The sequence below is a fragment of the Streptomyces umbrinus genome, assembly GCF_030817415.1.
Lineage (GTDB): Bacteria > Actinomycetota > Actinomycetes > Streptomycetales > Streptomycetaceae > Streptomyces > Streptomyces umbrinus_A.
Window position 1 is genome coordinate 10,098,424 of sequence record NZ_JAUSZI010000002.1, and the last position, 25,601, is coordinate 10,124,024.

The window sequence follows — 25,601 nt, forward strand, 5'->3', positions numbered from 1 at the left end:
CTGCTCCTTGTTCGTATTCTCGGATCGCCCTCAGGCGGGCTGGTAGTCCTCGGCATCGGCCTCAGCGTTCGGGCCGTCGCTCTGCGGGCCGGACTCCTGCTCGGCCGACGGCCCTGTAGAGCGCGACCGTGACTTGAGCCGCTGCTCCTCGAAGAAGGCACCTGGGTCGTCGACCGCCGTCTGCAGCGTCTGCTGCCAGTTCTCCCCGAGGCTCCGCTTCAGTTCGGCCTCGAGATCCGGGTACTTCTCGTTCACTGCCTCCATCGCGTCGACGTAGGCGTTGGAGTAGGCCCGCTGCTGCTCCTCGGGCGGCAGGCCGTCGATGTCCATGCTCGCGATCATCACTTCGGACTGGTCCAGGCGGTGCTGGAGCATGTCGGGCAGCCCGCTGGTGTCCAAGCCCTGCTTCTGTGCCGCGAAGCCGACCAGGTAGCCGAGCATGTTGCCCCCGTAGCCCTCTTGGTCGCCGCGGCCCAGCGCGTCGAGCATCGAGGTCTTCATCGTCTCGGCGAGCTGGACCTGGTGGGCGTCCGCGTCCATGGGCCGGCGCAGCGTGAACATCCCGTCCTCGGGCAGACGCTGGCCCAGCTGGTCGTCGAACTCCCCGCTCCAGACCGTGCGGACTCTGTCCGAGCCCGCGATCCGCTCTTCGTGCGCAGGGGCCTTGACGATCCGGCCGTGGGCCACGCCGCTGAACATCGTGCGCAGCTCGGGCTCGTACTCCATCCGCTCGCCGATGATCATCCGCGTGCGCTGGACGACCTCCTGGCGCTCCAGGCCGTCTTCGCTCATCTGCTCGTGCAGCCGCTTGCGCATCGCCCGGTAGCTGTCGCGGATCAGGCCGGCGTCCGCGCCCGGCTCACGCATCTTCCAGAAGGCGTTCTCCATGAGCGCGACCTCGGTCATGGCCGCCGAGTCCGGAGTGAACATCTCCCGGTGGCCGCGCTCACGGTGCTGCATGGCGTCGAAGTGCTTGCGCCACTTCTTCGTCAGGTGATCACGCGGATCGGTGCTGCCGATGAGGCGCTCGCGCCGGGCGTCGCTCGGCACGTCCTTGAAGATCCTCTGCCGGTGCGCGATGCCGCTCTCGGCAGAGGCGAGCATGCCGCGGGTCCTGGTGTCGATGCGCTCCTGGATCTTGTCCTTGAAGGGCTGGAGGTAGCTGTCCATCTCCTTCTTGAAGTCCGGGGCAAGCATCCGCATCGCCATCACCATGCCGACGGCCTGGACGACCGAGTTGGCATTCACCCCGCGCGAGAGCGGCTTGAGACACGACTGCATCATCATCTGCATGTAGACGTGGTGCATGACCTCGAGATCCTGCGTCCGCTCCTCGTCGTTGAAGCCGGGCACCAGCAGCTTCGAGTCCCGCAGAGAGGTCATGTACTTCTCGCCGGCCAGCCGCGTCTCCGCCCGGAGCTTGAGCAGCTGCTCGCGCTGGTCCAGGCCCTCGCTCTCGTCCTCGGCCCGGTCGACGTCGATCCGGTACACGCGCTCGTGGTCGGCCATCCGCTCCCGGCTCTTCGCACCGAAGAACCCGCGGGCACGGTCCCGGAGCCGCTCGCGCCAGGCGCGCGAACCGTCTGCGTCCTCCGGTCCCGGCTCGTCGATCACCTCGGCGTCGACCGGCTCGTCCGAGCGCGAGTCCCGGTAGGCGTACGAGTTGCCCTGAGGCTCGTCGGCCCGCTGCCGATCGTCGTCCACCGGAAGCTCCTTGGTCGCGCGCCGGCGGCCCGCAGGGCCCGTTCCCAATTCCTTGTGCTGTGCCATCTCAGTCCCCCATCCCGTGGTCGTTGTCTGTGCCCTGCGGCTGATCGATCTCGATGCTCGGCGTGTAGACCGGGCGCGACGCGCCCACGCCCACGGCATGCACAGAGCGGCGGTGCGAGCCGCGGGTGCGGGAGGCCCCTGCGTCCTGAGAGATCACGTCTCGCTTGACCGCCGAGTCATCGACGGCAATCGCAGCGCTGTCCAGGCTGTGCGCTTCAGCGGAGCCCAGCTGATCAAGCTGCCGGGACATCTCCGCCCGGGCCTTCCGGGTCCCCGAGGACGCGAACTGCTCGTTCTTCTCGCCGTCGTAGACGCTCTCGCGGTTCTTGGCCGCCTGCACGAGCGACTCGAAGCCACCGCCGTAGGCCATCCGGTCCATCACGGTGCCGGCCAGCGACGGGTCCTCTTCGAGGTTGCGGATGAGCCCGGTCCTCGGGTCCTCCAGCGCACTGGCCACGCGGGCCACGTAGTCCGGGTTGACCGTCACGCCGAAGCCCTCCTTGGACTCGTAGAACTCGATGAACTGCTTCTCCCACTCCTCGGCCGTGGCCTGGACCGGCTCACCGTCGAGGAACGCCGTGCGCCACTGGCCCGGGCCGACGTGTTCGATGCTGCGGCCCCTCCAGAGCTCGCGACCGGGGCCCTGGAGCATCGCGTACTTGTGCCGGGCCTCGGCGGCGTCGTGCTTGGCCTGCAGGATCGACTGGGTCACCGGGTAGGTGACCTCCAGGACGGCCTTGAGGTCTTCGCCGCGCAGCGCGCGCACGGCGCGCTGGCTGAACGAGCCGCCCAGGCCCGTGCCGTGGGCCTTGATCGCCGTGGCGAACATCGAGGCTTCCTGGTCGGCCTGCGTGATGCCGGGCGTGCCCTGCGCATCGCCCAGGTTCCGGGCGTAGTCGGTGAGCTTCTTCTCGCTGCCCTTGGCTCCGGTCTCGACACAGACCTCGCGCACGCTCTGCAGGTGCGCCTCGCGGTCCGAGAAGGTCAGTGCCGCGCCGAACTCGCCACGCTGCGCCTGGCGGTACAGCCCGCTCAGCTCCTCCGTCACAACCTGCTGGGCGAGCTTGATGTCCTCCGGCGCCTCTGCGCCCGTGAGCACCTGCAGCCGGAGCCGGTTCGCCTCGCTGCGCGAACTCTCCAACTCCTCAGCCAGTCCGGCGTCCTTGGAGAGCGCGACCTGGGTGTCCAGCGACACCTGCATGGCCAGCGGGTGCGAGCCGTCGCCCTTGACCACGCCGGTGTCCAGCAGGTTGGCCGGCACCGAGAGCTTCGCCAGGGCCTCCGCCTTGGCGGCCTCGCTGTGCAGCTTCACCACGGCGACCGCGTCGCCGTCGAAGTCGCCGTCGAAGCAGGCATCCATCACCGGGTTGATCGCGGCACCGGTGAGCCGGTCGTCGATCGCTACCCGCATGTAACGCACGCCGGCGTCACGGAGCACCGGGTCACGCCACACCAGCGCGTGGTCGCCTTCGGCCAGCGCCAACTGCTCGGCCTTGACCGAGCTGAGCGCAACCTGGTCGACGTCCAGCCGCGGGTCCGCGGTCCACACCATCGTCGCCGAGTCGGTCAGCCGCGAGGCCATCAGCCCGGTCTTAAAGATGTTGTTCTTGCCCGTGAGCACCCGGTTCTGCACGTCGGTCGTGATCGCCTCGAAGGCGCGCTGAGCGCGCGAGACCGACTCGCTCATGCCGCGACGCACCTCGGCGCGCTTCTCCGCGGACAGACCCTGGCCGTCCAGCTGCTCGGCCATGTAGCGGTAGCGGCAGGCCTCAACGAAGACGTCCTGATAGCTGCGGGTGTAGTCGTGCGTGACGGAGGACCCGTCGTCGAACTCCTGGCCACTGCGCAGATGCGAGGACATCACCGGCAGCTTCCACGAGCTCGCGCTCACCGTCTCGGTCTGCTCATCGGTCGGATACATGAGCGGGAACGGGATCTCCATGTCGCCGCCGCGGTCGCCGATGAGACCGCCGAAGGACTTGCGCATCGCCGTGGTGTTCAGTCCCGGGAGCTGGCCCTCCTTGCGCGGCTGAGTGCGCAGCAACTCGGGCATCGGGATGAACCGGCGCTCGGGGCGCTCGTCGAGGCCCTCGGCCTGGCCGACCACCCGCAGCGTGCCGTCAGCCTCCATGTCCATGCCGGTCACCACCAGGTACTCGCGCAGGTTCGACTCGGCCCCGCTGTTGTGGCCGTAGAACTCGCGCATGATCGCCGGGCAGTCCTGAGACTGCAGCGCCCAGGCCAGCTGCGAGGAGGCCCTACGACCCTTGCCAGCACGCACCTGCTCGTCGTCGTAGATCTTCGTCTTCTCGTCGACGGCCATGTGGGTGACCACAAAACGCATCTCGCCCAGGGCACTCGGCCGCAGTTCTCCGTTGAGGGAGCGCAGGTCGGAGACGCTCCCGCTCATCAGCTCGCGCGCCGAGCCCGCGTTGCGCCGGGAGATCAGGCTGAACGGGCTCATCACCACGTCCAGGCCCGGATTGGCCCGGAACCAGTTGACCTCTTCGACGACATCCTGCTCCTGCGCGTCCTGCAGCGGCATGTCCCGGTCGACGATCAGCGAGATCACGCCCTTGTTGCCGTGCAGATCCGAGATCTTGTCGCCCACGACGAGATCGCGCTCCCGGCCACCGGCTCCGCGGATGCGGTGGCGCTCGGCGAACTCCTTCGACACCACGATCGGGTCATCAGCCGTCCAGCCGCCGAAGGTCATCAGCGCCGTCTTCGCCGGCGCGGTGACCTCAGAAGACTGCATGATCGTCGAGGCCGTCATCTGCTGGCGGTCGAACGGGTCGTACCGCAGCGTCTCGAGCTCGGGGAGAGCCACGAGCGGCGCACGCTGTCCGGCCACGCTCTCGTCGCCCGGCACGATCCGGCCGTCGGCGTCGACCTGGGCCTGAGTGGTCAGGTACCGCACGATGCCCTGGTTGGTCGCTCCTCCGGTCATCACCGGGTCGAAGTAGCCGCTGGGCGCAGCGACGTTGTTCCGGTCCTTGCCGGTGAGCACCGTCATGTTCCGCCCGCCGGTGAGCCGCCAGGCGTCGAAACGGTTGTCGTCAGCCGGGTCAGTCCGGTCGCGCTGAGCCCGGTACTCGGCGTAGATCGTCGAGCCGACCTTGATCTCGTTGGAGTAGCGCACACGGCGCGCCTCGGTCTGCAGGATCGCGGCCGTCCACTCGTCCAGGTGCTCCTTGATCTCGCCGGTGGATTCGTCGATCTGGTACGTGGTGGCGCGCTCGATGAAGTCGATCGGGTGCTTCGTGCCGTACAGCCGCGAGTAGACCGCGTTGAGCGAGGAGGGCTCGCCGGTCTCGCTGCGCCCGGCGATGAGGTCGCCGGCGATCTGGTACTGGATGCGCTCGTGCATGAGCTGCTCGTAGCCGCGCAAGCGCGTGCGTTCCTCGACCGAGGTCGGAGCCTCGCCCGGAGTCTGGGCCGTGATCGTGGCCTCGTAGCCCGGCACGACCAGAGCGTTCTCCCCGCTGGCGAAGGCGGTGGTGATCTCGCCGTACTCGCCGACGTCGAAGACCTGGCCGATCTCACCCGAGATCGGAGTCCCCTTGCCGTCACGGCGCAGCTTCTCGCCGCTCCAGCGGATGACGCCCTGCTCGTCGACCAGGATCTCGGAGACCGTCGCCGCGTTGCGCTCGATGCTCTCGCGCACGGTGGCCCCGATGCGCCGCATGAACGCAGATTCGTGATCGGCGATCGGCACGGAGCGCTCGGCGTTGAAGCGGACGAGCCGGTCCTTGAACCGGGTCGTCTGGAAGGTCGAGCCCATCATCTCGTCGGGGGAGATCCCGCAACGACGCAGCGCCGAGGCGAGGTTGTCGAGGTTCGACCACTGCCCGGTGGGGCTGGTCATGTACCACGCCACCCGGTCCGGGTTGAAGCGCTGATCGACCCACTCGCCGTCGACGCCATGGGGCTCCGCATCCCAGGTCCCGATGAGCTCGAAGGGGACGTCCTCGGCGTGCTGCCGGACCTCGTCTACGGCGGTGCCGCCGTAGACGAGGTTGCCCATCTCGGGCACCCCGTCGGCCTGCAACTCGCCGATCTCCTCCAGCCGTTCCTGGTACATCTCCTCGGTCGCACCCGGACGCAGCAGATCACTGTGCGCGCCGGTGAGCACATCCCAGTAGGAGCGCTGGATCGCAGCGACCTCAGAGTCAGCCGAGTAGTCCGGCGGCTCGATCGCATCCAGATCTCCGCCGGTTCGCTCCAGCTCGGCCTCAGCACGAGCGATCAGGTCTTCGACGCCAAGGGCTGCCTGCAGATTCTCCCGCGCGCTCTCGACGGCGGCCTTCGCGTAGGCCTCAGCGGGCTCGGCGTCGACGAAGAAGGCCGGCAGGGAGCGGTTCTTCGCGCCCCGGCGCAGCATCACCTTCGCCCCGGGCCGGGGACCGGACTCGCCGGGCGCCACGTAGTCACCGACCACGAACATCGACTCCCGGTCGACGTGGTAGCTGTCGGGCACATCCACCACCGTGCGGCCACGGCCGCGCTCCTGGTGCGTCGTGCCGGTCTCGCCGGCGGCGTGCCCACGAAGATCCGTGCGCTCGACGCGGTGGCCCTGGGCGAAGCGCAGCAGCTGAACGGCCTCCGCCGGCGAGGGGGAGTAGACCGCCATGCCGCCGGGAACCCGGTAGTTCGTCGAGTAGCGCAGCACGGTGCCGTTGTCATAGATCCGGGCTCCGGCGTACTCCTCCTGGCGCGTGTCGGTGAGACGGATCTCCATGCCGGTCCCGGCGATCTTCGCCTTGATCTGACCGGGCTCGCGGTCGCGCATCACCTCGTAGGACACGCCCTGGGCCTTCAGCTCTTCGAGCAGTGCTGCCGAGCGTGCCACGGCGCGCTGGGACATGAAGCGGTTGCGGTCGACACGGTTCGTCTGGGGATCCCGGCCGCCGTCGATGACCCACTCGCGGACCTGGTCGTACTCCTGCTGGCTCATCTTGTCCATCAGCGCGGTGAGCCCAGCGGCGTCATCGTTCGTCATCGCTCGGCCGGCCTCGAAAGGCTTGCCTTCGTCGTCGATGCACCAGAGCACCATGTTCCCGCGCCGGGGATCGGCCAGGGTCTCCACCTCGCCGCCGGCCACGCGCCCGATCGTCTCGTCCGGCAGGTACACCAGCGCGGTCCCGGCGCGCTTCACGGTCGCGCGTTCGGACCAGTCGGGGTCGTAGGGGCTGATCGGCAGCCGAGCCGACTTCGGGTCGGCCTGGGCACCGACGCCGGTGGCGCGGGTGAACTCCCGCTGCGACTGCTGGTAGCGCTCGTTCTGCGGGGAATGGTCACCGAACTGCGGCTCGTAGTCGGACACCTTCTCCGCGAATGCCTGGTCGATGGCGGTGAGGCAGTCCGTGACGCCCAGCCGCGGGTCGGCCAGCGCGGTGCCCCGCTGGCCGAGGATCGCGTCGACCCGGGCGCGGATCGCCTTGGCCTGGGAGATCGGAATGACCTGTCCGGTCTGATCCCGGGCCTGCTCGACTGCCTTGTAGTAGACGTACTCGTAGAAGTACCTGCGCAGTCCGTGTGCCTTCTTCATAGCCAATCAGCTTCCTGTGGATGCTCGGGGTTACATAAGCATGTATAGACCCTACTCCCTTATCGAAAGGAGGTTAGAGGTCATCCCGAAAGGCCAGTTCCGAGGCGGTCTCCCTTAGTCGAGAGACGACCTCGGCATTGGTCGTGATCCTTGGCTGGCCCCCAAGTGGCCGTCGGCTACTTCGCGTTCATCTCGATGGCCATGGCCCGGTCGAACCGGCCGTCGGCCAGCACCTCCCAGCTCGGCAGTGAGGCCAGGTACTGGTAGAAGGCCGAGTGGACCTTCACCGTCGCCAGGGACTTCAGGTCCTCCTCGGTGACGTCCTCCTCCGCGAACACCCGCGAGTCCTCGTCGTTCACATGGCCGTTGATCCGGCGGACCGCATGGGCGTACGCGTCCGAGCGGATCTGGCTGATGTACGTCTGAGACCCATCGGCGCTGCGCAGCTCGCCGTCGCCGCCGACCGAGAAGTGCTCGCGATCCTGCTCCAACTCGGTCTGCGCCGACTTGTAGGCCTCACCGATCTCGATGTCCAGGCTCTTGACCTTCGCCGAGCCGTCGGGGTTGACCAGCATCTCCTTGCTGATCGTCCCCTCGGCGTAGAGCAGACGCTGCCGCTCGGCGCTGACCGCCTGACTCTCGGCGACCGCAACCCCGACCTCGACGTTCTCGATGAACTGGTCCTCGTCGAACATGCTCATCCCCTCGTACTCGTCGGGGTCGACGACCACCGGGGCGTTGGGGTCCTGGCCCTCGTCGACCGTGGTCATCGTCGTGATGACCTCCATGACCTCGTCGGCGTAGACATCCGGGTCCAGGCGCTCGATGTCGACCTCCTGGTAGCCGTAGATCTCCTTGTACTGCGCCTTCGCGGCAGCGGCCTTGACCGCCTGCCGCATGCGCTTCTCCAGCATCTTCACGAAGTCCGGCTGATTCATCCGCACGTCGAAGTCCATGGCACTGGACAGCGTCGGGATCGTCTGCAGCGAGTACGTGTGCCCCGGATGCTTGATCGTGTTCCCCAGCAGCCGGAACGACATCGGCAGGATCGTCTGGTTACGGTTCCAGATCGGCGCATCGCCGGCCCGGAAGACGATCGAGTTGCGCGGCGAAAGGAAGGCCATGTCGTTGTAGCTGATCAGCGGCTCCTCCTTGGTGTTCATCGTGTAGGAGACCCGGCCCTCGGTCTTGCCGCCGATGACCTTGTCGAGATCCTGGCTGATCTGTTTGCTGTCCCGGTACGACCGGTGCGTCTTGCCGCTCATCTTCTCCAGCGTCTCGATCATCGAATCGTCCGTGGACTTGAGGAAGACGATGTTCGAGGTGTTGTGCGTCGGGATGAAGTCGTCGGTGAGGTAGAGATGCCGCTCGTCGGCCACCCGGATGCATTGCACCTCGTCGTCCCGCACATACTCGACGCTGACGACACAGTTGAAGCCCCGCGTGCGATCCCTCCAGCGCTCCGCCTTGCGGGGCAGCGCGAACGGGTTGACCTTGGGCAGACGCATGTTCTGCACGCGGTAAGCGTCCCGAGCCGCCTTGGGCTCGCTCTGGTTCGGGGCCGTGTACGTGATGTTCGTTTTGACATTGATTGCCACGCGACCACCGAGCGAACGGATCAGGGTCTGCACACCCTCGGCGAGCTCACGGCTCGCAGAGGTGAACTCCATCTCACCCTTGGCGCTGATCGTGCCGTCGGTGTCCATCAGCCCCCGGAGCAGGTCGGTGCGCTGCGCGACCGAGCCACGAAGGTACGCCTCCGGGATCGACTTCTCCCACGAGCGCTTGCCGGCGATGTCGAACTCGCGCATGAGCTTCCGAAGCCCGTTGATCCGGTACTTGGGGCACAGGCCGTCCGCGACGGCCTGCTCGACGATGTCATATCCCCGACGACGGATCTCGTCCACGATCTCCAGGTCGCTGCTGTAGAAGGAAACCGTCCCCTCCGGGTTGATGTGACCATCACCCAGGATCGCGCCCAAGACGTACGGGTCGATCGGGAGGTCCATCTCCGGGTAGGCGACCGGGTCGATCGCGATCAGGTCGACCTGGCGACCCTTCTCGACGCGAGACTTGAGCTCCTCGGTGCTGATGATCTCGGTAACCCGCGCCATCGTCTTGCCGTCGGCACCGCCAACGTAGAGCCGCTTGCCGTTCTCGTCCTTGCCGCCGAGGTACTTGATGCTGGACTTCCAGCGCTCGACCGGCCACAGGTGATCAGGGCATGCCTCTACCGAGGACCCGTCGCGCAGCTTGAGCCGGTAGACCGGACGAATCTTGACTGGGTACTTCTCGGTCACAGTCGTGACCGTGCCGAACGGGGTCATCAGCTCGTCACCGGGCTGGATCTTCTCCAGCGTCGTCCATCCGTCTGGCGTGGCGATCTTGGCGTCGAGCGCGAGGCAATTTCCTTGGACGATCTTGTCGACGCTCTCTCCGTAGACGTCGCGCAGCTGCTGCAGGGTCTGCAGGATGAGCGTGAACTGCTGCTCCTGGCCCAGGCCGATGGAGAGCATCGTCTCGAAGCCGTCGATGCCCTTGCCCTCCGACTGCAGGTTGCCGAGCTCGTCGAGCATGAACCGCGTGCGGTAGAGCGGCTTTTGGTTTGACTTCGTCATGTACGCCTGGTCGGCGCTCACGTCGAACAGCTGCTTGACCAGGATCAGGATCAGCTTCGCGTACTTCATCAGGTGAGGTGGAGTCACCAGGAACAGTGCCTTCGGGGACTCCGAGTAGCGCGACAGTGTCTGCGTGATCGCCCGTGCTTGATACGAGACTTTCTCCGGGTTGCCGCCGCCGGAGAAGTCGAGTCGCGTGTCCGGGTAGAGGGTGTCCCCGGGCTGGAAGGACAGGATCTTCCCGTCCAGGGTGCCGCCCTCACGCACCGGCTTCAGTTCACGCGTCACGCCGTTTTTCACGATCTTCTTGCCCGTCACCGGCTCGACCACGTAGTGCCGGCCGTTGAGCGAGACCTGGTAGTTCTTCGTGAAGCTGAAGTAGAAGGTGCGTACCAGCATCTTCGTCTGCGGGTTGACCAGCTCCAGCTTGAGCCAGGCTTCGTCGCCGGGGAACTTGCCCTTGAAGTTGTACCGGGCCCAACCTTCGCGGCCGACGATCTCCTCGTGCTCGAAGTCCTCGCCCAGGTTCTCGGTGAACATCAGGTCTGCGTAGGCCGACCAGACGGCCTGCTGACCGACGAGGTGGTCGCGCTTGACGTAGTTCGGCGCGAAGCGCACGCCGAGGCGGCGCGGGAAGCTCAGGCCGGCCAGGTCGGTGTTCTGCGAGGGCTTGCCCGAGGTCAGCGTCGAGATCGTGGGGTCGGTGAAGAACGACATGGCGGTGATCGCGATGCCGTACACCGAGGCCAGCATCTTCTCCGCGCCGGCCATCGAGCGCAGCGCGTTGTGGGCGTTGCCCACCAGTGTGCGCATGTTGTTGCGGGGCAGCTCCTCGCTCGCGTTGAAGTACAGGCTGAGCATGTCCTGGTCGGCCTTGCCCTCCCACATGAAGGCCTGGGCCGCCGCGTTCTCCTGCTCCTCGGCCAGGGCGTCCTCGTTGTTCTCGAACTCGCCGGCCTTGACCCGCTTCTCCAGCTCGGCCTCAGGGTTCTTGATCTTCTTCGAGCTCATCTGCACGAAGAGCTGGTAGCAGTTGTAGAGCGTGGCCTTGCCCCAGAGGTCATCGAGCTTCTGCTCCAGCAGCGCCGGGTCCATATTCAGCACGGCTGCGGCGCTGCGCAGCTCCCGTTCCTCCTCCAGGTAGAAGTCGATGAGTCCGTAGGCCGCGCGCTTGAAGGCGTTGTTGGCGGCATTGGGCCAGACCGGGTCCTCGCCGCCGTCGAGCGGAAAGAAGATCCCGGCGATGTTCTCCACGTACAGTGCGCACTTGGTGAAGTTGCCCTCACGCGCCGCGTCGGCTGCCAGCCCCAGGGGGTTGTAGATGTCGGTCTTCATGGAGTTGATCAGGTTGAACTGCACCGGCTCGAACCCGCGTGTGACCAGGGGAACGTAGTTCTTCACCAGCAACTCGCCCTTGGGGTCGTTGATGACCATGTTTGAGGGCTTTTTCTCCCGCGACCACATGTCGATGATCGGCTCGATGTACGTCTGGCCCTTACCGGCTCGGGTGATGGCCAGCACCATGGTGTTCACCGGCGCGGTATCGACCACGTACGCCCCGGCCGGGCGCTGGACCTCGTACGCCGGGAACGTCCAGTCCTCCTTGATCAGGGCGGCGACGGTCTTGTACGTGTCCGACTCGAAGCCGAGCTTGTCCCGGTTCTTGCCGTCAGGGTTGTACGGGATCCGCGTCGTGTCGTACTTCTGCCGCAGGGTCTTGTCATCGGGGAGCCCGGATGCCTCGAACAGCTCGTCGCCGAAGTCCTCGTCGATGATCGGCAGGGTCTGCGTCAGCGGATCGCCCTCGTCGTCGTCCATGACCTCGCCGGCGTAGTAGACGAGGTTCCCCTCCTCGTCGATGACGTCCTTCTTGGCGCGTTGGGCGACCTCGACGGTGCCCAGGCCCTTCTTCTTGAGCATCATGTGGCTGAGCATCGAGCTGACCTGCACGCTTGAGTGAGCACCGGCGTCGGGGAACCAGTCGTAGTTCTGCTGGATCTCTTCCGGCAGGGAGATGTGCTGGTCGTTCTGGTACTGGTTGATGTCGCTCGTGGTGTTCATCAGGTTCGCCGCGGCGACCTTCCGCGAGAACCACGTACCGATGATCAGGGCGACCATCAGACCCGAGCCGAGCGTGATGAAGAGCTTGAACCCCGAGACGTCGGCCAGCTGCTCGCCGACCGTCGTCGCGCTCTTCTTGGGCTCAGCCGGCCGCTCGGCGCTGGGCTTGCCGTCCTTCGCCGCGGTGTACCAGCTGGGGACCGGAACAGCCTCAGCGCTGTGGTAGCACTTCGCCTTCACGTCCGGGTTGCCGTCCTTGGTCAGGGGCCGGTAACACTTCACGACCGAGCCGCCCGCACCCGTCGTGGTGTCCTGGACGTAGTACACGCTCGGCTTGCCTGTGCTGCTGCTGCTGCCGCTGCCGGACACACCCGGACCCACGGACACGCCCACCGAGAGCACCGCCGTGGCGATGAGCGAGTAGAAGACCCAGGCGACGATCGTCACCAGCACGCCGGTAATCACCGCGACGACGATGCCCGGTCTGGTCGACCTCAGGGTCAGGAACGTGCTGCGGTCCAGCTGCTGGCTGTCGTAGACGTCTCGGTTCGTCAGCGTCTCGCCGGGCGTCCGCGCCGAGATCTTGTCCCAGCTGCTCGCCTTCGGCCGTGCCGCCTTCCGCCTGTTCGTGGCCATCGTGATCCCTTACTCTCGAGCCTCGCTCGTTCTGCTGTCCTGCTGTCCAGTGCGCCTGCCTGCGCAGACGACGACGGCGCATGGGGAACGCGCCCCATGCGCCGTCAGATCACCCCGTCGGTCATGACCGGATCGCTCAACGGGCCAAGACCACCCCGACGATGAAGCCGGCCGCGCCCATCAGGAGCGAGAGCGTGATGATCATGACGACGAGGATCTTGTTCGAGCGGCTCTGCATCTCGGAGGCCCGAGCCAGCTCGTTGGCATAGGACTCCTTGTCGGCCTGCATCTCCGTCAGGCGCCCCTTGTACCGCCTGGCCACTGAATCCTCGACCGTCGACAGCTGCTGGAGCAGGTCGGTGGCCCGCGCCACCTGGGAGTTGGTCTTCTCCTTCTCCAGGGCGAGGTTGTGCTGCCACTCGGCGTCCCGAGCCGTCATCTGCGTGATGGCGTCCTTGCGGTTGCGTTCGAGCTCGTCCTCCATCCGGCGGATCCGGTCGGCGTGCTCAGAGCGCACCGACTCCAGGAGGTCCTGCTGCTCCCGGCGCAGGACGCCGATCTCGTCCGTGGTCCGCAGGTGCTCGGCCAGCGCCTCGGACTGGGCGATGTCGGCCTTGCGGTTGTCATCGACGATCCGCTGGATCTCGGACTTCCACTGGTTCAGGCACCCTTCCTCGGCCGCCAGGTACTCCGACTGCCGCTCGGCCAGCACCTCGAAGACCCGCGTCTGCCCGGTCTGCATCTTCAGCGTCGCGTCCGAACGCCGGACCCGCAGGATCTCCTGCCGGTCGTGTGCGTGGGTGTCCTCGAGGTCCCGCTCGATCCCGGCGACGGAGTCGATCTGCTCGCGCTCCATCTTCGAGCGGTTGCGCTCCTTGTACTGCAGTTCCGCCGAGAGCGCCGCCTGCTGGGCCACCTTGGAGGCCTGCGACTCGTAGTCCTTGGCGATCTCCGCCCGGCGGGCCCGGATCTTCTCATCCTTCTCCGTCTGCCGCTGGTGGTGCTCGGCCTCGGCGGCGTCCTTCAGCAGCTTGTACCGGGAGCCCGCGCGGTCGGTGGCCACATCGCGGATGACCTGCTCGGTGTGCGCCGACATGAGGTTGACGTAGAGCGCACGCAGCTCATCCTCGTGCGCGGAACGGAGCTGCATCAGGTCTGCGTTGGCCTGCCGGTTGAGCTGGGCGACCTGGTCCCCGAGCCACTCCGTCGCGCCCTCGGGCACAGCGATCTGCACGACCGGCGCGCCGATGGCGAAGGTCGCGTTGAACTCATCGAGCCGGACGTCCAGGTCCAGCTCCTCGGAGAGGAACCGGCGGGCGATGACGTCGCGCACCTGGGCCTGATCGGCCAGCAGCACAGTGTCGCCGGCCTCCTGGTAGTCGCCCTCGATGCCGTAACCGGCGTCGGTCTCGTCGAAACCCTCGTAGCCGGCCACCTCGTCACCGTCGTCGTCCGACTCCGACTCGACCGGAGCGGTGCCCGCGTCGTCGATACCTGCGGCGTCCGCCTCGAACATGGGTGCGTCCGCCCCTCCATCGTCGTTGACGAGGTCGCTGAAGAGCGGCTCGTCGTCCAGGCCCTCGTCAGTCCCCTCGTCACCGAGGATCTTGTCGAAGATCGCATCCCCCTCGTCCTCTCCGAGGACCGCGGTGACAGGGTCAGTGGTCCCAGCCTCGGCGACCAGGCCGCTGTGCTCTTCCCACGCCTTCTTGCCCACGGCGTCTGCGAGGCTCGTGGTACCTGCAGCGACAAAGCGCGCCTGCGCGAAGGTCGCATCGTTCACCAGATCGACGAGCAGATCACCGCTGGACTTCTGCCACACGACGGCCCAGGCGTAGGTGGCACCGGTGAGCAGCGAGTACTCCTCCATGCGCGCGAGAGTCTCGGCGGTGGGGATGATGCCGAAGACCTCCTCCTCGAGCATCTCCGCCGTGGCCACCGTGCGGATCTGGTCGGAGCCGATGAGCTCGATGATCGAGCCCTTCGCCTCGTCCCGGCCGTGCCGCTTGCTCAAGCCGCCGATCGAGTCGGCTGCGAGCACGAGCATCACCCAGGCCGTACCGCTGGGAAAGACGAACCGCGTGTTCGACCGCAGCAGCTCGACCGCCGCCGGGATCGCCGTCTCTCTCACCACGGAGGCCAGAAGCTCGTCGGGCTTCTTCTTCCGTTCCTTCTTCTGGCTGACCGCTGCCGTCCCCAGAATGCCCATTGATGCGCGATCCCTTCGCTAACAAAACACAATTCACCTGGTTTATGAGTATCCTATCGACGTCCTATCGGAGTGGGCAACTATAGGGAATTAGAGGGTAATTGGCTCACGAGTCGACTCGTTCCCGCTGTCCTCGACCGGCTCATCGCACCGCGCTGACCTCGACGTAGGCGTCGGAACTCAGCAGGTTCTTGTCATCGCTGACCAGGTCGCCGACGACGTCGATGCGAATCCGTCGCTCCGAGGGGTGCTCGTTGAGGAAGGTCGCCACCGCGGTGGTGACCTCGTCGGTCAGCTTCGCCACAGCCGCACGCGCACCGCCGGCATCAGAGTCGGTGTCGCCCTTGTCCTCGATGAGGTACTGCAGGACCCTCGCATCGACGTCGATGCGCACGTTGTGCTTGACGAACACCTCCTGCACCATCTGGCGCAGCTTCTTCCGCACGATCTTTTGCTGCGTCGGCAACGACAGCGGCTGGAAAGGCACGATCGCGTCGATACGGCCCAGCAACTCGGGCGGAAACCGGTTGTCGCCCGTCGTCGAGGAGATCGAGCGACGGATGAGCTTCTCGTACTCCATCAGCTGCTTGCCCGACCCCGTGTCGTCGGCGGCGTACTGCGCGATGTCCTTGTAGATCTCCGAGCCGGCGTTCGTCGTGAGCACGATGTAGGTGTTGAGGAAGCTCACCTCGCGGTTGTTGTCGTCGTTGAGCCGGCCGTCGTCGAGCACCTGCAGCAGCACGCGTGTCACCATCGCCGAGGCCTTCTCGACCTCGTCGAAAAGAAGTACGGCGTGGGAGAGGTCCCACACGCGCTTGGTTAGCTCAGAACGGAACGCCGCGAACGACGAGTCCTCGGCGTACTCCGTCATGTCGAACCGGATCAGGTGCCGCTGGTCGTCACCGAACAGCAGTCGCGCCAGCTGCTTCGTGAGCTCCGTGTTGTGCGTGACCACGAACTGACCAGCCTGGTAGAGGTGCTCCTCGTCGTTGACGTAGATGCACGACGAGCTCTGCTGCTCCGGCAGCCTCTCGATCGACGCGATGCCGACCATGTCGAACTTCTTCACGCGCTTACGACCCGAGGTCTCGATGACCGCCCGCCGTGCGATCTCGTGCTTGCGGGGGAGGGAGAAGAACCGGGCCTTATCCTCGTTGCCGACCTTCACGTGCACGCCGTACTCGACCAGTTCGCGCCCGCCCTCCTTCGTGCGTATCCACGATTTGATCGTGTTCGAGACGCCGAGCGAGAACAGCACCTCCCTGAGGTCCTCCGCGAGCCCCTTGGAGAACGTCGAGTACGAGACGTTGAAGCGGTCGTTCGAGCCGCCGATCGATCCGTCGGTGTCGAAAAGGCCCTGCACCAGTGCCCACCGCTGCTGTACCGATCCGTGTTTGTACCTCTCCGGGATACGGCGTTCCGCCGAGCGCGCACCGATCAGATCGGGAACCGAGGCAAGCACGTCCTTCGTCTGGTACAGCGAATCGCGGCGGTCGTCCACCGGGCCAACGCCGACAGGGAAGACCCAGCTGTAGTTGTGCCCATACGACTTCGGTGCCGATCCCAGCCATTCGCCCACCGTCCACACGGTGTGGTCGGCGTCGTCCCCGCCAGACGAGAGCGTCAGCTGCGTCTCAGTGAGGCACCCGTTGCCGATGAGGACGCCCAAGACGTACGGGTCGACGTCGAAGTCCTGCTCCGGCCAGTGCACCGGTCCGTTCGCCGGGATGAAGAACTTCAGATCCTCCCGAGAGTCGCCGGGGTAGGTCCGCACGACGCCACGCTCGACCATTTCCTGCGTGCTCAGAACCATCGGCGCGACGTCCTTGCCCGCATGCTTCTTCGACCGCTGCTTGGCTGTGTAGACCGTCCACAAGTGCGGTCCTCCAACGTCGAGAGTCCGGCCGTCCCAGAGCGTGACCCGGTAGACGTCCTGCATGCCCTGCGGGAAGTGTCCGAGCACCTCGACCGGGCGACCTTGGCGACCGAACACTCTGTCGCCCGGGACCAGGTCGCCGTGCAGCTTCCAGGTGGTCTCGCCGCCGCTCGAGTAGACAGGAACCCGCGTCGAGTCGATGCAGAATTTCCCCACACCGGTGGAGCCCGTGAACAGCAGGCTCGCCATCGGCTTGCCCTTGTCGTTGAGGTCCGCCACCGACAACTGCAGACGACGCGCCACCGCGCCGGTCGCCCAGTCCTGGCTGAACACCTTCTCGTCCAGCTGCTTCTTGATCTTCGCGCCGTCGACCCTGAATGCGACGTTCACGTTCAGGGACTCCATGAGCACGTCCGAGAGCAGGTCCCGGTCCATCGGCCGGTGCGTCAGGCGATGCCAGCCGACCATGGAGTCGAGCACGAGGATCGACTTGCGCGGCTGGGCGCTGGCCGGCATGTAACGCTGGGTGTACTCGTAGATCTGCCGGAAGACGTGGTCGTCGTAGAACTCGTCGGCCACCCCGTACCGTTCGGCCATGCCCTGCAGGATCTTGATGGTCGTCGCCTGGTCCGGCGGGTTGAGGTTGATGCGCTGCAGGCGCTCGACGAGCGGCTGGTTCGGCGAGATGTGCTTGTGGAACTCCTCGTAGGTCGTCGCCGCGATGATCCTGATGCCTCGGGCTCCCGAGGCCGCGAGGACCGGCTTGATCGCCTCGACGGCGGCGTCGGAGAGCTGGATGATCTGGTGGAACTCGTCGATGAAGAGCACCAGTTCGTGCTTCTCGTCCTTGACGAAGTCCTCGGCCTCGTCGAAGAAGCCCTTGAGCTTCGCGGCCATGTTCTCGGCGTTGCCCGCCTCAGAGATCATGCGCGCCGGATCCACTTCGAGATAGAGGCGATCCGGATCCACGAGCATCGTGACCTGGGCCAATGCGGTGTTGTGCGTCGGCACGAACCCGGGACCGCACAGGTACATGTGGTCCTCGTTGTCGACCTGGATGCACTTACCCGGCTGGGTCGGCGCGGGGGAGATATCCGTGATGTAGAGCCATTCCTGTGTCGAACGCGTCGTGCTCGGGACGCGAGCAGCCTTGCGCGGCAGACGGAACACCTGCTGCGCCGTGGTGAACACCATGCGGTGCCGGGGCTTGCACTTCACGAGCTCGCCGTGGGCGTCGCGGTATCCGGCGGCTGACTCCGTACGGTTCACCTTGATGCCCAGCGAGCGGATCAGCTCCTCGGCACCAAGCGCCAGCGTCTCGTCGGAGAGAGCCAGCTCGCAAATGCCGTGCTCTTCAATCGTCCCGTCCGTATCCATGAGCCCCTGCAGCAGTGCCAAGCGCTGCTCGATGGACCCACGCAAGTAGACGATCGGGATGTGCTTGCGACTGAGCACACCGACCTGGCGCAGCTGCGCCCGGAGGCCTTCGGTACCCACGGTCTTGTCATCGCTCGTCAACCGATGCGGCTTGTAGCCCGCCACGTCGATCTGCTCGATCAGGTGGTCCATATCGGACAACGTCTCGCCGCCGGCAAGCAGATCGGACTGCGTGAACGACCCCTTCCCCACTGAACCGTCGCCGAGCCACGCTCCGAGGACGTAGGGATCGACCAGCAGATCGGCCTTCGGCAGATCTAGGGACTCGGTGACGCGAATGGAGAACCGGCGGCGCTTGCCTCCCGCGCACAGCACACCGGCGTCCACCATCTGCTGAGTCGTGAAGACCGACTCCTGCAGTTCGCCGTTGGTACCCCACGACGTACGGCGGAAGACCTGCTCGGACAGCGCCTTGAGCGCGATCTGCGTATTGAACTCGTGAACATGCACCGTAGAGACCCGAGTGCCGCTCTTCCAGGTCTGTTCCGTGGTCCGTGTCGCATTGCGCCGCTCCACACCCTGCTTCGACAGGTACGTGTGCAGACGCGTGGGCCTGTGCCACGTCACGCCCTCGATCTCGCTGATCAAGTTGATCAGTTCGCCTACCGTGGAGAACTCGGGGATGTCGCCCTTTGCCAGTGCCAGGAGAGCCTCCCTGCGGACCTGGACACGATCGCGACGCGCCTGCGTAATCGCGACATTCGTCGGATACGACTCCGCCCGTCCAGAGACAGACGCCACCAGCCACTGGTGATCCGCGCAGGCGGTGACCACCTGACCGTCGCTCAGTGCGATGTCGTACAGCACCGGCGTCTCGTCGACCTCGGAGACGTACGAGACCCTGGTCGGCTTGCCGTCGCGCCCGAGCACGAAGTCGCTGGGCTGCAGATCGCCCATCGTCGTCCATCCGAACGGCGTCGGAATCGGCGTGCCCAGCGGCAGCAGCTTTCCGGTACCGGCTTCGGCCAGCAGGAGCGCATTGCACAGTTCGGGACGGCTCATCGAGGCCAGCAGCTGCATCATCTCGTGCCCACGGCCGACGATGTCGCGCTCGGCCTTCTTCAGCGGCTCCGAGAGCTTGGACAGGAGTGGGTAGCGCTCGTTGAGCTGTGCCTCGTGGAACATGCCGCGCAAGACCTCTCGACTGGACGGATGATTCAACTGGAAAATCAGTCAAAATCCTATCACGATTGGCATTCGATAGGGCATTGAATGGAGATGCGAAAGGCCCCGGAGTTCACTCCGGGGCCTTTCGTTCCGTGCACTGGTCGCGGGTCGCTCACCCGCCGTATTTGGACTCGTTGCCCTCCGGCGAAGAAGCCGCAGCAGTACAGGGTCTGCGGCAGAGCAGGGTGCCGTTTCTATCGGCTGCAGGCGGTCGTGCGGGCCGGTGGGGCGATGAGCAGTTCCAGTGCGTCTTCGATCTGGCTCAGGCGTGCCGCGCACTGCGCGGGGCCGGTGCCGCGCACGATCCAGTGCGCGAGACGGTCGTCGTAGGCGGCTGCTGGCGGAGCGGCCACGTGATCTCCCGGCTCGGCGGTGGTCACCAGCCGCTCCACCCAGCTCTGTTCGGTGAGGCGGCTGGGCAGGGCCAGGCGCTGCACGGTGCCGGACCGGTCTGGGTAGAGGAACTGGATCGCTGCGCTGAGGTCGAGGGTCGGGCGCAGCTGCGGGTGGGTTCCGGTGGCGATGTCGGCTGCGATCCGTGCCAGGTCCAGGCCGAGGGCCTCGCTGATCAGGACGTGCAGCAGGTCGCCTCCGATCCGGCCGTTGATCTCGACGACGCGCGGGCCGCGGGCGGTGAGCATGACCTCGATGCACAGGGCTCCGCAGGTCACGCCGACGGCGTCGACGGCGGCAGTGATCAGGCGGGCGAGCTCGGGGTCAGCCAGCATAGGGTCGTGGGCGTCGACGCAGTGCCCGTATTCCTGGGCGGTGGGCGGCGGCCCGACCCGCTTGCGGGTGACGGCGATGATGCGGCTGTTGCCCGGACCTAGGACCGCCGTCTCCACGCTGATTTCCGGGCCGTCCAGGAACTCCTCGACCAGGACTCCCTGAGGGCCGTAGGCGTCGAGGCCGAGAACGGTCTCCCGGCCGGCCCGGTCGAAGGCGACCCGTACCTCGGAGGGGGTGTCGGCCCGCATCACACCGGCGCTGCCCGCCTGGGCGCGGGGTTTGACCATGACGGGGAAGCCGTGTTCCGCGGCCCATGCGACGGCGGTGTCCGCGTCGTCGGCCAGCACCGAGCGGGCGGAGGGCACGCCGTGCACGTCCAGGAGGCGGCGGGTGGCCGCCTTGTCCCGGCATGCCTCCATGGACTGGGGGCTGGTGCCGGGCAGCCTCAGCTGCTGCGCGAGGAGGGCTGTGGTGACGACGTGGTGCTCCATGTAGGTCATCACGCCGCTCGGGTCGTGGTGCGCGGCGTACGTCTTGACCTGGGCTGCGGTGGCTTCGGTGTCGGCGAGGTCGACGGCGAGGTGGTCGGTCAGGTAGGGGCGGGCCCAGTCGGGGGCGTCCGCGTCCGCGAGGACGACGGGGTAGGCGGCGGCAATGCTCTCCAGGAGGTCGCGGCGATAGGCGGGAGAGGTTCCGCCAGCTCCGAGGAGCAGCAGGGGCTTGGGTGTGGTGGGCATGGGAGGGCTCCAGGAACGTCAGGCGGCTGGGGAGGGCAGGGTGGTTTTGGTCAGGGCCTTGAGGGGGAGGCAGACGGCGGCTCCGGACAGGCCGCAGCCGGTCAGTACGAGGGCGATCAGGAGGTGGCCGCCTGCGGCGAGGCACCATCCTGCGAGCAAGGGGGCGAGCAGTACGGCGGTGGCCAGGGTGGTCCCCCAGATTCCGGCGTAGAGGACGCGGGCGGGGGAGGGCGAGATCCGGTTGAGGGTGTCGGCCGCGGCGACGAGGGCGGGCACGAAGCGCAGTGGCGCCTCGTGCCGGGCGGTCCCGGACGTTTCGCGGCCGGTCACTTGGAATCCACCAGACTCTCTTCGGCGCCGAGGACGCGCGGCTTGCCGGTCGGGGACAGCGCCGCGAACGCCTGTCCCCGGTACACGTCGACGACGACGGGCCGCCCGGTCGGGTCGCAGACCGCCTCCTGCTTGCCCGGGACGACCGTCTCGCCGCTCATGTACCGGAGGGCTGCGGGTGCAGTGCGACGCAGTGCGATCTTGTGGTGCAGCAAAACAGCTCCTGTGTGTAGTGAGCCAAGTGGCCCGGGACGGAACAGAGGAGGGCGGCATGTCCGCCGCGTCGCTACCGCTGGGTGCTCGCGGAGCCCACGTGCTCCCACTCGCTGTCGATCACCTGCGCGCTCTGCGGGGTGAGTGCGGCCAGGAGCTGCCCCTGGTACGTGTCGTTGATCGAGTAGATCTCGCCGCTCCCGCTGGCGCCGAGGGCGATCTGTGCCTCGCCCGCCTGGAGGTAGCCGTTGGGGTACTGGGGCTTGACCACCGTCTTCTGGGTGTGCGCGGTCCCGGCGACAGCAAGGACTCCGCCGTTGGCCAGCCGCAGCGCGTACACCGTGCTGGAGGCCGGCTCCGCGGTGACGAACCAGCTGTCCGCGATGTTCTTTCCGGTCTGGTCGTCCTTGCCGGTGCCGTGCGCCTTGTAGTGCCGGTAGCGGCTGATGGCTTCCTTGGTCTCCGCGGTGGAGGCCAGTTTCTTGCCCTCCTGCGCCCCTCCGGTTTCCCACAGGTCCTCGTACGCGGTGCGGAGCTGGTTCGGAGCCAGCGCACCGACCTGCTGTGCGGGGTTGACGCTCTCGGCCAGCCCGTGCCGGTCGACGGCGATCTTGGGCAGTGTGGTCTTCTTGCCCAGCCAGACCGCCCCGGACATCTTGTACGGGCCGCCGTCCGCCTTGTCGAAGACGAACATGCCGCGGGACTTGTCGCCGTCGGAGGAGGTGGCCGTCATGGCGAACCATGTGGCGGGGGCGGCCGGGATGAGGTACTGGCGGTTCTTGTACGCGAACGGGCTTGAGTAGGTCTTCTGCTTCTTCGCCGTCCACGTCTTCCACTGCTTGTAAACGCCCTGGTCCTGGGCGTAGGGAACCCCTGCTTCTACGGTGCCCAGCAGCTTGGCGTCCCGTGTGGCATTCGCGGCGTTGTTCACGGCCTGGAAGTGGTCGACCACCTGCTGGGCGGCCGCCTTGCTGATCGCTCCCTTGGGGGCGGGGGTGCGGCTCGCGCTCGGTGTCGGGCTGCCAGCGCTGCTGGTGTCCGAGCCTGCGTCGCACGCGCCGAGGGCGAGCGCCACGGAGGTGCCCAGGGCCGTGAGCGCCAGCGGACGCAGATGGGCAAAGCGTGTGGATGGGGACATGCTGAGGTTCCTTCCGGGAACGGCGACGGTGGAGGTCTTCTGTGCGGTGTGTTGCGTGCGGTGGACGTGGTTGAGGTTCAGGCCGGTGGCCTGCGAAACGGCGTACGGCGGGCCGGAGTTGCTCACGCGGCGCGGGGCACGACGGAGGTGACCTTCACGTCGGCGCGGGCGAGGACGTCGGCGAGGTGCTGCTGGGCGTCGTGCGCGCTGTCGCCGCTGACGACCGCGTACCCGGCGCGGATGTTGTTCGGCGTAGTACTTGAGGGGGTGAGGGTGGCGGTGTCACCGACGTCGCACAGCCACTGGAAGTGCTCCAGGTGCTGGTCGCTGCCGGGTCGCAGGTCGCGGTGGGTGACGATGCCCTCGGCGGGCGGGTAGATCATGCCGATGGCGGCGCTGCGCTGCCGGGTGGGGCGCAGGTTGGGGATTTCGCCGCAGGAGAGGGCGGCGGCGGCAAGGGGCAGGGAGATCCCGGTCGCCAGGCGTACGAGTTCGCCGATGAGGTCGCCGCCGGGGAGGGCGTTGACCTCGACGACTTTCGGCCCCTCTGGGGTGAGGCGGAGTTCGGTGTGGCTGACGCCGTGGGTGACGCCGAGCGCCTCCAGGGCGGCCGAGGCGATGGGGGCGACCTCGTACAGGAGCGGGTCGCCGGCGCTGACGCTGTGCCCGGTCTCCAGGAAGTAGGGGGCGAAGCCGACCGTTTTGCGGGTGACGGCCACGGCGCTGGTGACGCCGCGGTGGGTGACGGTCTCCACGGAGATCTCGTCTCCGTGGAGGTACTCCTCCACGAGGACGCCGTCTCCTTCCGGGCCCTGGTGGGCGGCGCCGGCGGAGGCGATGTCCCAGGCTGCGGGCAGATCGGTGATGGTGTCCACGCGGATGACGCCGATGCTGCCGGCGTAGGCGGCGGGCTTGAGGACGACCGGGTAGTCGACGCGTTCTGCCGCCGAGGCCGCGGCGTCCAGGGAGTGCACCCAGGTGGAGGCGGCGGAGGGGACTCCGGCGGCGGCGAAGCGCTGGCGGGAGGTGGCCTTGTCCCGGGCGGCGGCGACGGCCGCGAGGGTGTTGCCGGGCCGTCCGCCGAGGCTGTGTGCGAGCCGGGCGGCGGTCATCAGGTGGAATTCGTCCCAGGTCAGTACGCCGGCGATGGGCCATCGCACGGCGAGGGAGGCGGCGGCGGTGTTCACCGTGATCGGGTCGCTGAGATCGGCGACTTCGTGATCGGTGACGTAGGGCTTCTGCCAGGTCAGGGGCGCGTCGTTGATCAGTAGCAGCGGGTAGTGGGCGGCGGTCTGCTCCAGCAGGTAGCCGTGCAGGGGGCGCGGGCCGGAGCCGATGACGAGGAGCATGGGGTGGGACACGGTGAACTCCCGGGAGAGACGCGCGGGTTGGAGGTGGGATCAGGCCGTGCGCGGTGCGTCGGTCTGGGCAGCGGCCGGGGGGCCTGTGGCCGTGGGATCGGCGGCTGTTCGGCTCGGCGCGTAGGAGGCGCGGTGGTGCCACAGGCCGCGGAAGGCGAGAGCCATGGCCGCGCCCTGCAGGACGGCGCAGGCCAGGAGCAGGCCGGGCAGGGTGCCGGCAGGCAGGACGGCGACTAGGGCGCCGGCCACGGGCATCGGCAGTACGACGAGCACGATGGTCACGCTGAGTGTGCTGCCGAAGACGGCGGCGGGAATGAGGCGGGCGCGCAGGGTGCGCAGCACGACGGTCAGCGCGCCCTCGCCGGCCATCAGGATGCCGATGGTCACCGCGTACACGCCGAGGTTCGGGGCGAGCGCGGTGGCGAGGCAGGCGGCACAGGCGGTGGCGGCGCCCGTGGCGCCGACCGGCCACAGGCCGAAGCGGTCGATGGACCGGCGGCAGGCGGCGACGGCGGCGAGGGAGACCAGGCCGGCCGCGCTCCAGACGGCGCCGACCGCGATGGAGGAGTGGCCGTAGCGGGTCATGACGGTGATCGGGGCGCTGGCCTGGGTTACGGCGAGCGCGAGGTTGCTGGCCACGAGGCCGGTGACGAGCCAGGCCAGGGCGGGGATGCCGCGCACGGTATGCCATCCGGTGCGCAGGCTGGCCGCCACGGCGCGCACTCCGGCGGCAGTCGTGCCGACCGGGGTGGCCGGGGTGGTGGTCGTGCTGGCGGCGGCGGTGGCCGACAGTGCGGCGACGACGGTGAGCATCAGCGTCGGGCCGACGGCCAGCAGTAGGCCGCCGAGGAGGGGGCCGGCCAGGAGCGCGCTCTGGTCGATGCCGATCTGCACGGACTGCACACGGTGGGCATCGGCTCCGGCGCGGCGGCTGGCGTGCGCGCCGAGCGTCTCGACGGCCAGGAAGGAGGCCTGGGAGAGCAGTCCGCCGGCGGCGCCGACGGTCATCACGACGACGGTTGCCGCGGTGCCGGCCGCGGGCAGGAGGGCCAGCGCGGCGGCGGCCGCCGCGCACAGCAGGGTGCGGGCGAGGGCGGCGGCGCGGAAGACGCGGTCGGCGCGGAAGCGGTCGACCAGGGGCCCGCCGACGGCGAAGGCGGCCAGCCGCGGCAGCCATTCCAGCAGGAAGGCGGCGCCGGTCAGGGCGGTGGAGCCGGTCGTCAGCAGGATGAGCAGGGGGATGGCGTAGGTGGCGGTCTGGGTGGCCAGGGCGTCGCTGGCGCGCATGAGGGAACTGCGCGTCATCGGCGCAGGAACGGCGAAGGAGTGTATGGCGATCCCTGCGCGGAAGAGAAGAAGGAGCGGAGGGGCGGGGGCGACTTGCAGAGGACCCCGACGGCCGTCGTCTTGGTGCTGGCCTTCGAGCGAATGGTCACCGCGTTGGCGTGGAGCGTGTACGGCAGCGGCGGCTTGTCCGGGCAGGACCACACCGTCTTCGACGCGGCGGTCGGCGCGGCGGTGGCCGCCGGGGCGGACAGCAGCGGCACGACGACGGCGGCCGCGGTGGCGATGAGCACGGCTGTGCGACGTGCAAACATGTACAAACTTTTATAAAGGGGGTGCGGTCGGGTAGGGGTGTGCCTCGGCGAGTGGTCGGTGGGCAGGCAATGGGGAGCCGCGCCGCGAGTGCGTCGAGGCACCCACGGCAGCGGGGCGGACAGCGAGCATTCCGCCTGCGACGACGGCGAGTTCGCCAAGCGACACCCAG

General features: G+C 67.4%; 12 protein-coding genes. All 12 read right to left on the minus strand.

Going from position 1 to position 25,601, the window contains the following annotated elements; translation table 11 throughout:
• Positions 1-30: 30 nt before the first annotated feature.
• The gene (locus QF035_RS44785; RefSeq protein ID WP_307527524.1) at positions 31-1,704 is read right to left on the minus strand and encodes a hypothetical protein; all 1,674 of its coding nucleotides are present in this window, start codon (positions 1,702-1,704) and stop codon (positions 31-33) included.
• Positions 1,705-1,771: 67 nt separating this feature from the next.
• Entirely contained in the window at positions 1,772-7,321 is a 5,550-nt protein-coding gene (locus tag QF035_RS44790; RefSeq protein ID WP_307527526.1) for a hypothetical protein, read from the minus strand.
• A 176-nt stretch (positions 7,322-7,497) separates the two neighbouring features.
• On the minus strand, positions 7,498-12,636 hold the full coding sequence (locus QF035_RS44795; RefSeq protein ID WP_307527528.1) for a type IV secretory system conjugative DNA transfer family protein: 5,139 nt from the start codon (positions 12,634-12,636) through the stop codon (positions 7,498-7,500).
• A 136-nt stretch (positions 12,637-12,772) separates the two neighbouring features.
• The gene (locus QF035_RS44800; protein WP_307527530.1) at positions 12,773-14,845 is read right to left on the minus strand and encodes a hypothetical protein; all 2,073 of its coding nucleotides are present in this window, start codon (positions 14,843-14,845) and stop codon (positions 12,773-12,775) included.
• 142 nt (positions 14,846-14,987) lie between these two features.
• Complete coding sequence (locus tag QF035_RS44805) at positions 14,988-19,283, minus strand: AAA family ATPase (RefSeq protein WP_307527531.1); 4,296 nt, start codon at positions 19,281-19,283, stop codon at positions 14,988-14,990.
• Positions 19,284-19,519: 236 nt separating this feature from the next.
• Positions 19,520-20,791 carry an ATP-binding protein gene (locus QF035_RS44810; protein ID WP_307527533.1) on the minus strand — a complete coding sequence of 424 codons (1,272 nt, stop codon included), beginning with the start codon at positions 20,789-20,791 and terminating at the stop codon, positions 19,520-19,522.
• 18 nt (positions 20,792-20,809) lie between these two features.
• Positions 20,810-21,121, minus strand: a complete 312-nt coding sequence (locus tag QF035_RS44815; protein ID WP_307527535.1) for a hypothetical protein — start codon at positions 21,119-21,121, stop codon at positions 20,810-20,812.
• The gene (locus QF035_RS44820) at positions 21,118-21,282 is read right to left on the minus strand and encodes a hypothetical protein (RefSeq protein WP_307527537.1); all 165 of its coding nucleotides are present in this window, start codon (positions 21,280-21,282) and stop codon (positions 21,118-21,120) included. The genes QF035_RS44815 and QF035_RS44820 overlap by 4 nt, the downstream gene beginning before the upstream one ends.
• Before the next feature lie 125 nt (positions 21,283-21,407).
• On the minus strand, positions 21,408-22,472 hold the full coding sequence (locus QF035_RS44825) for a hypothetical protein (RefSeq protein WP_307527539.1): 1,065 nt from the start codon (positions 22,470-22,472) through the stop codon (positions 21,408-21,410).
• A 122-nt stretch (positions 22,473-22,594) separates the two neighbouring features.
• On the minus strand, positions 22,595-23,833 hold the full coding sequence (locus QF035_RS44830; protein ID WP_307527541.1) for an ATP-grasp domain-containing protein: 1,239 nt from the start codon (positions 23,831-23,833) through the stop codon (positions 22,595-22,597).
• 39 nt (positions 23,834-23,872) lie between these two features.
• Entirely contained in the window at positions 23,873-25,120 is a 1,248-nt protein-coding gene (locus tag QF035_RS44835) for an MFS transporter (RefSeq protein ID WP_307527543.1), read from the minus strand.
• Between the two features lie 14 nt (positions 25,121-25,134).
• Positions 25,135-25,431 carry a hypothetical protein gene (locus tag QF035_RS44840; protein ID WP_307527545.1) on the minus strand — a complete coding sequence of 99 codons (297 nt, stop codon included), beginning with the start codon at positions 25,429-25,431 and terminating at the stop codon, positions 25,135-25,137.
• Positions 25,432-25,601 lie beyond the last annotated feature (170 nt).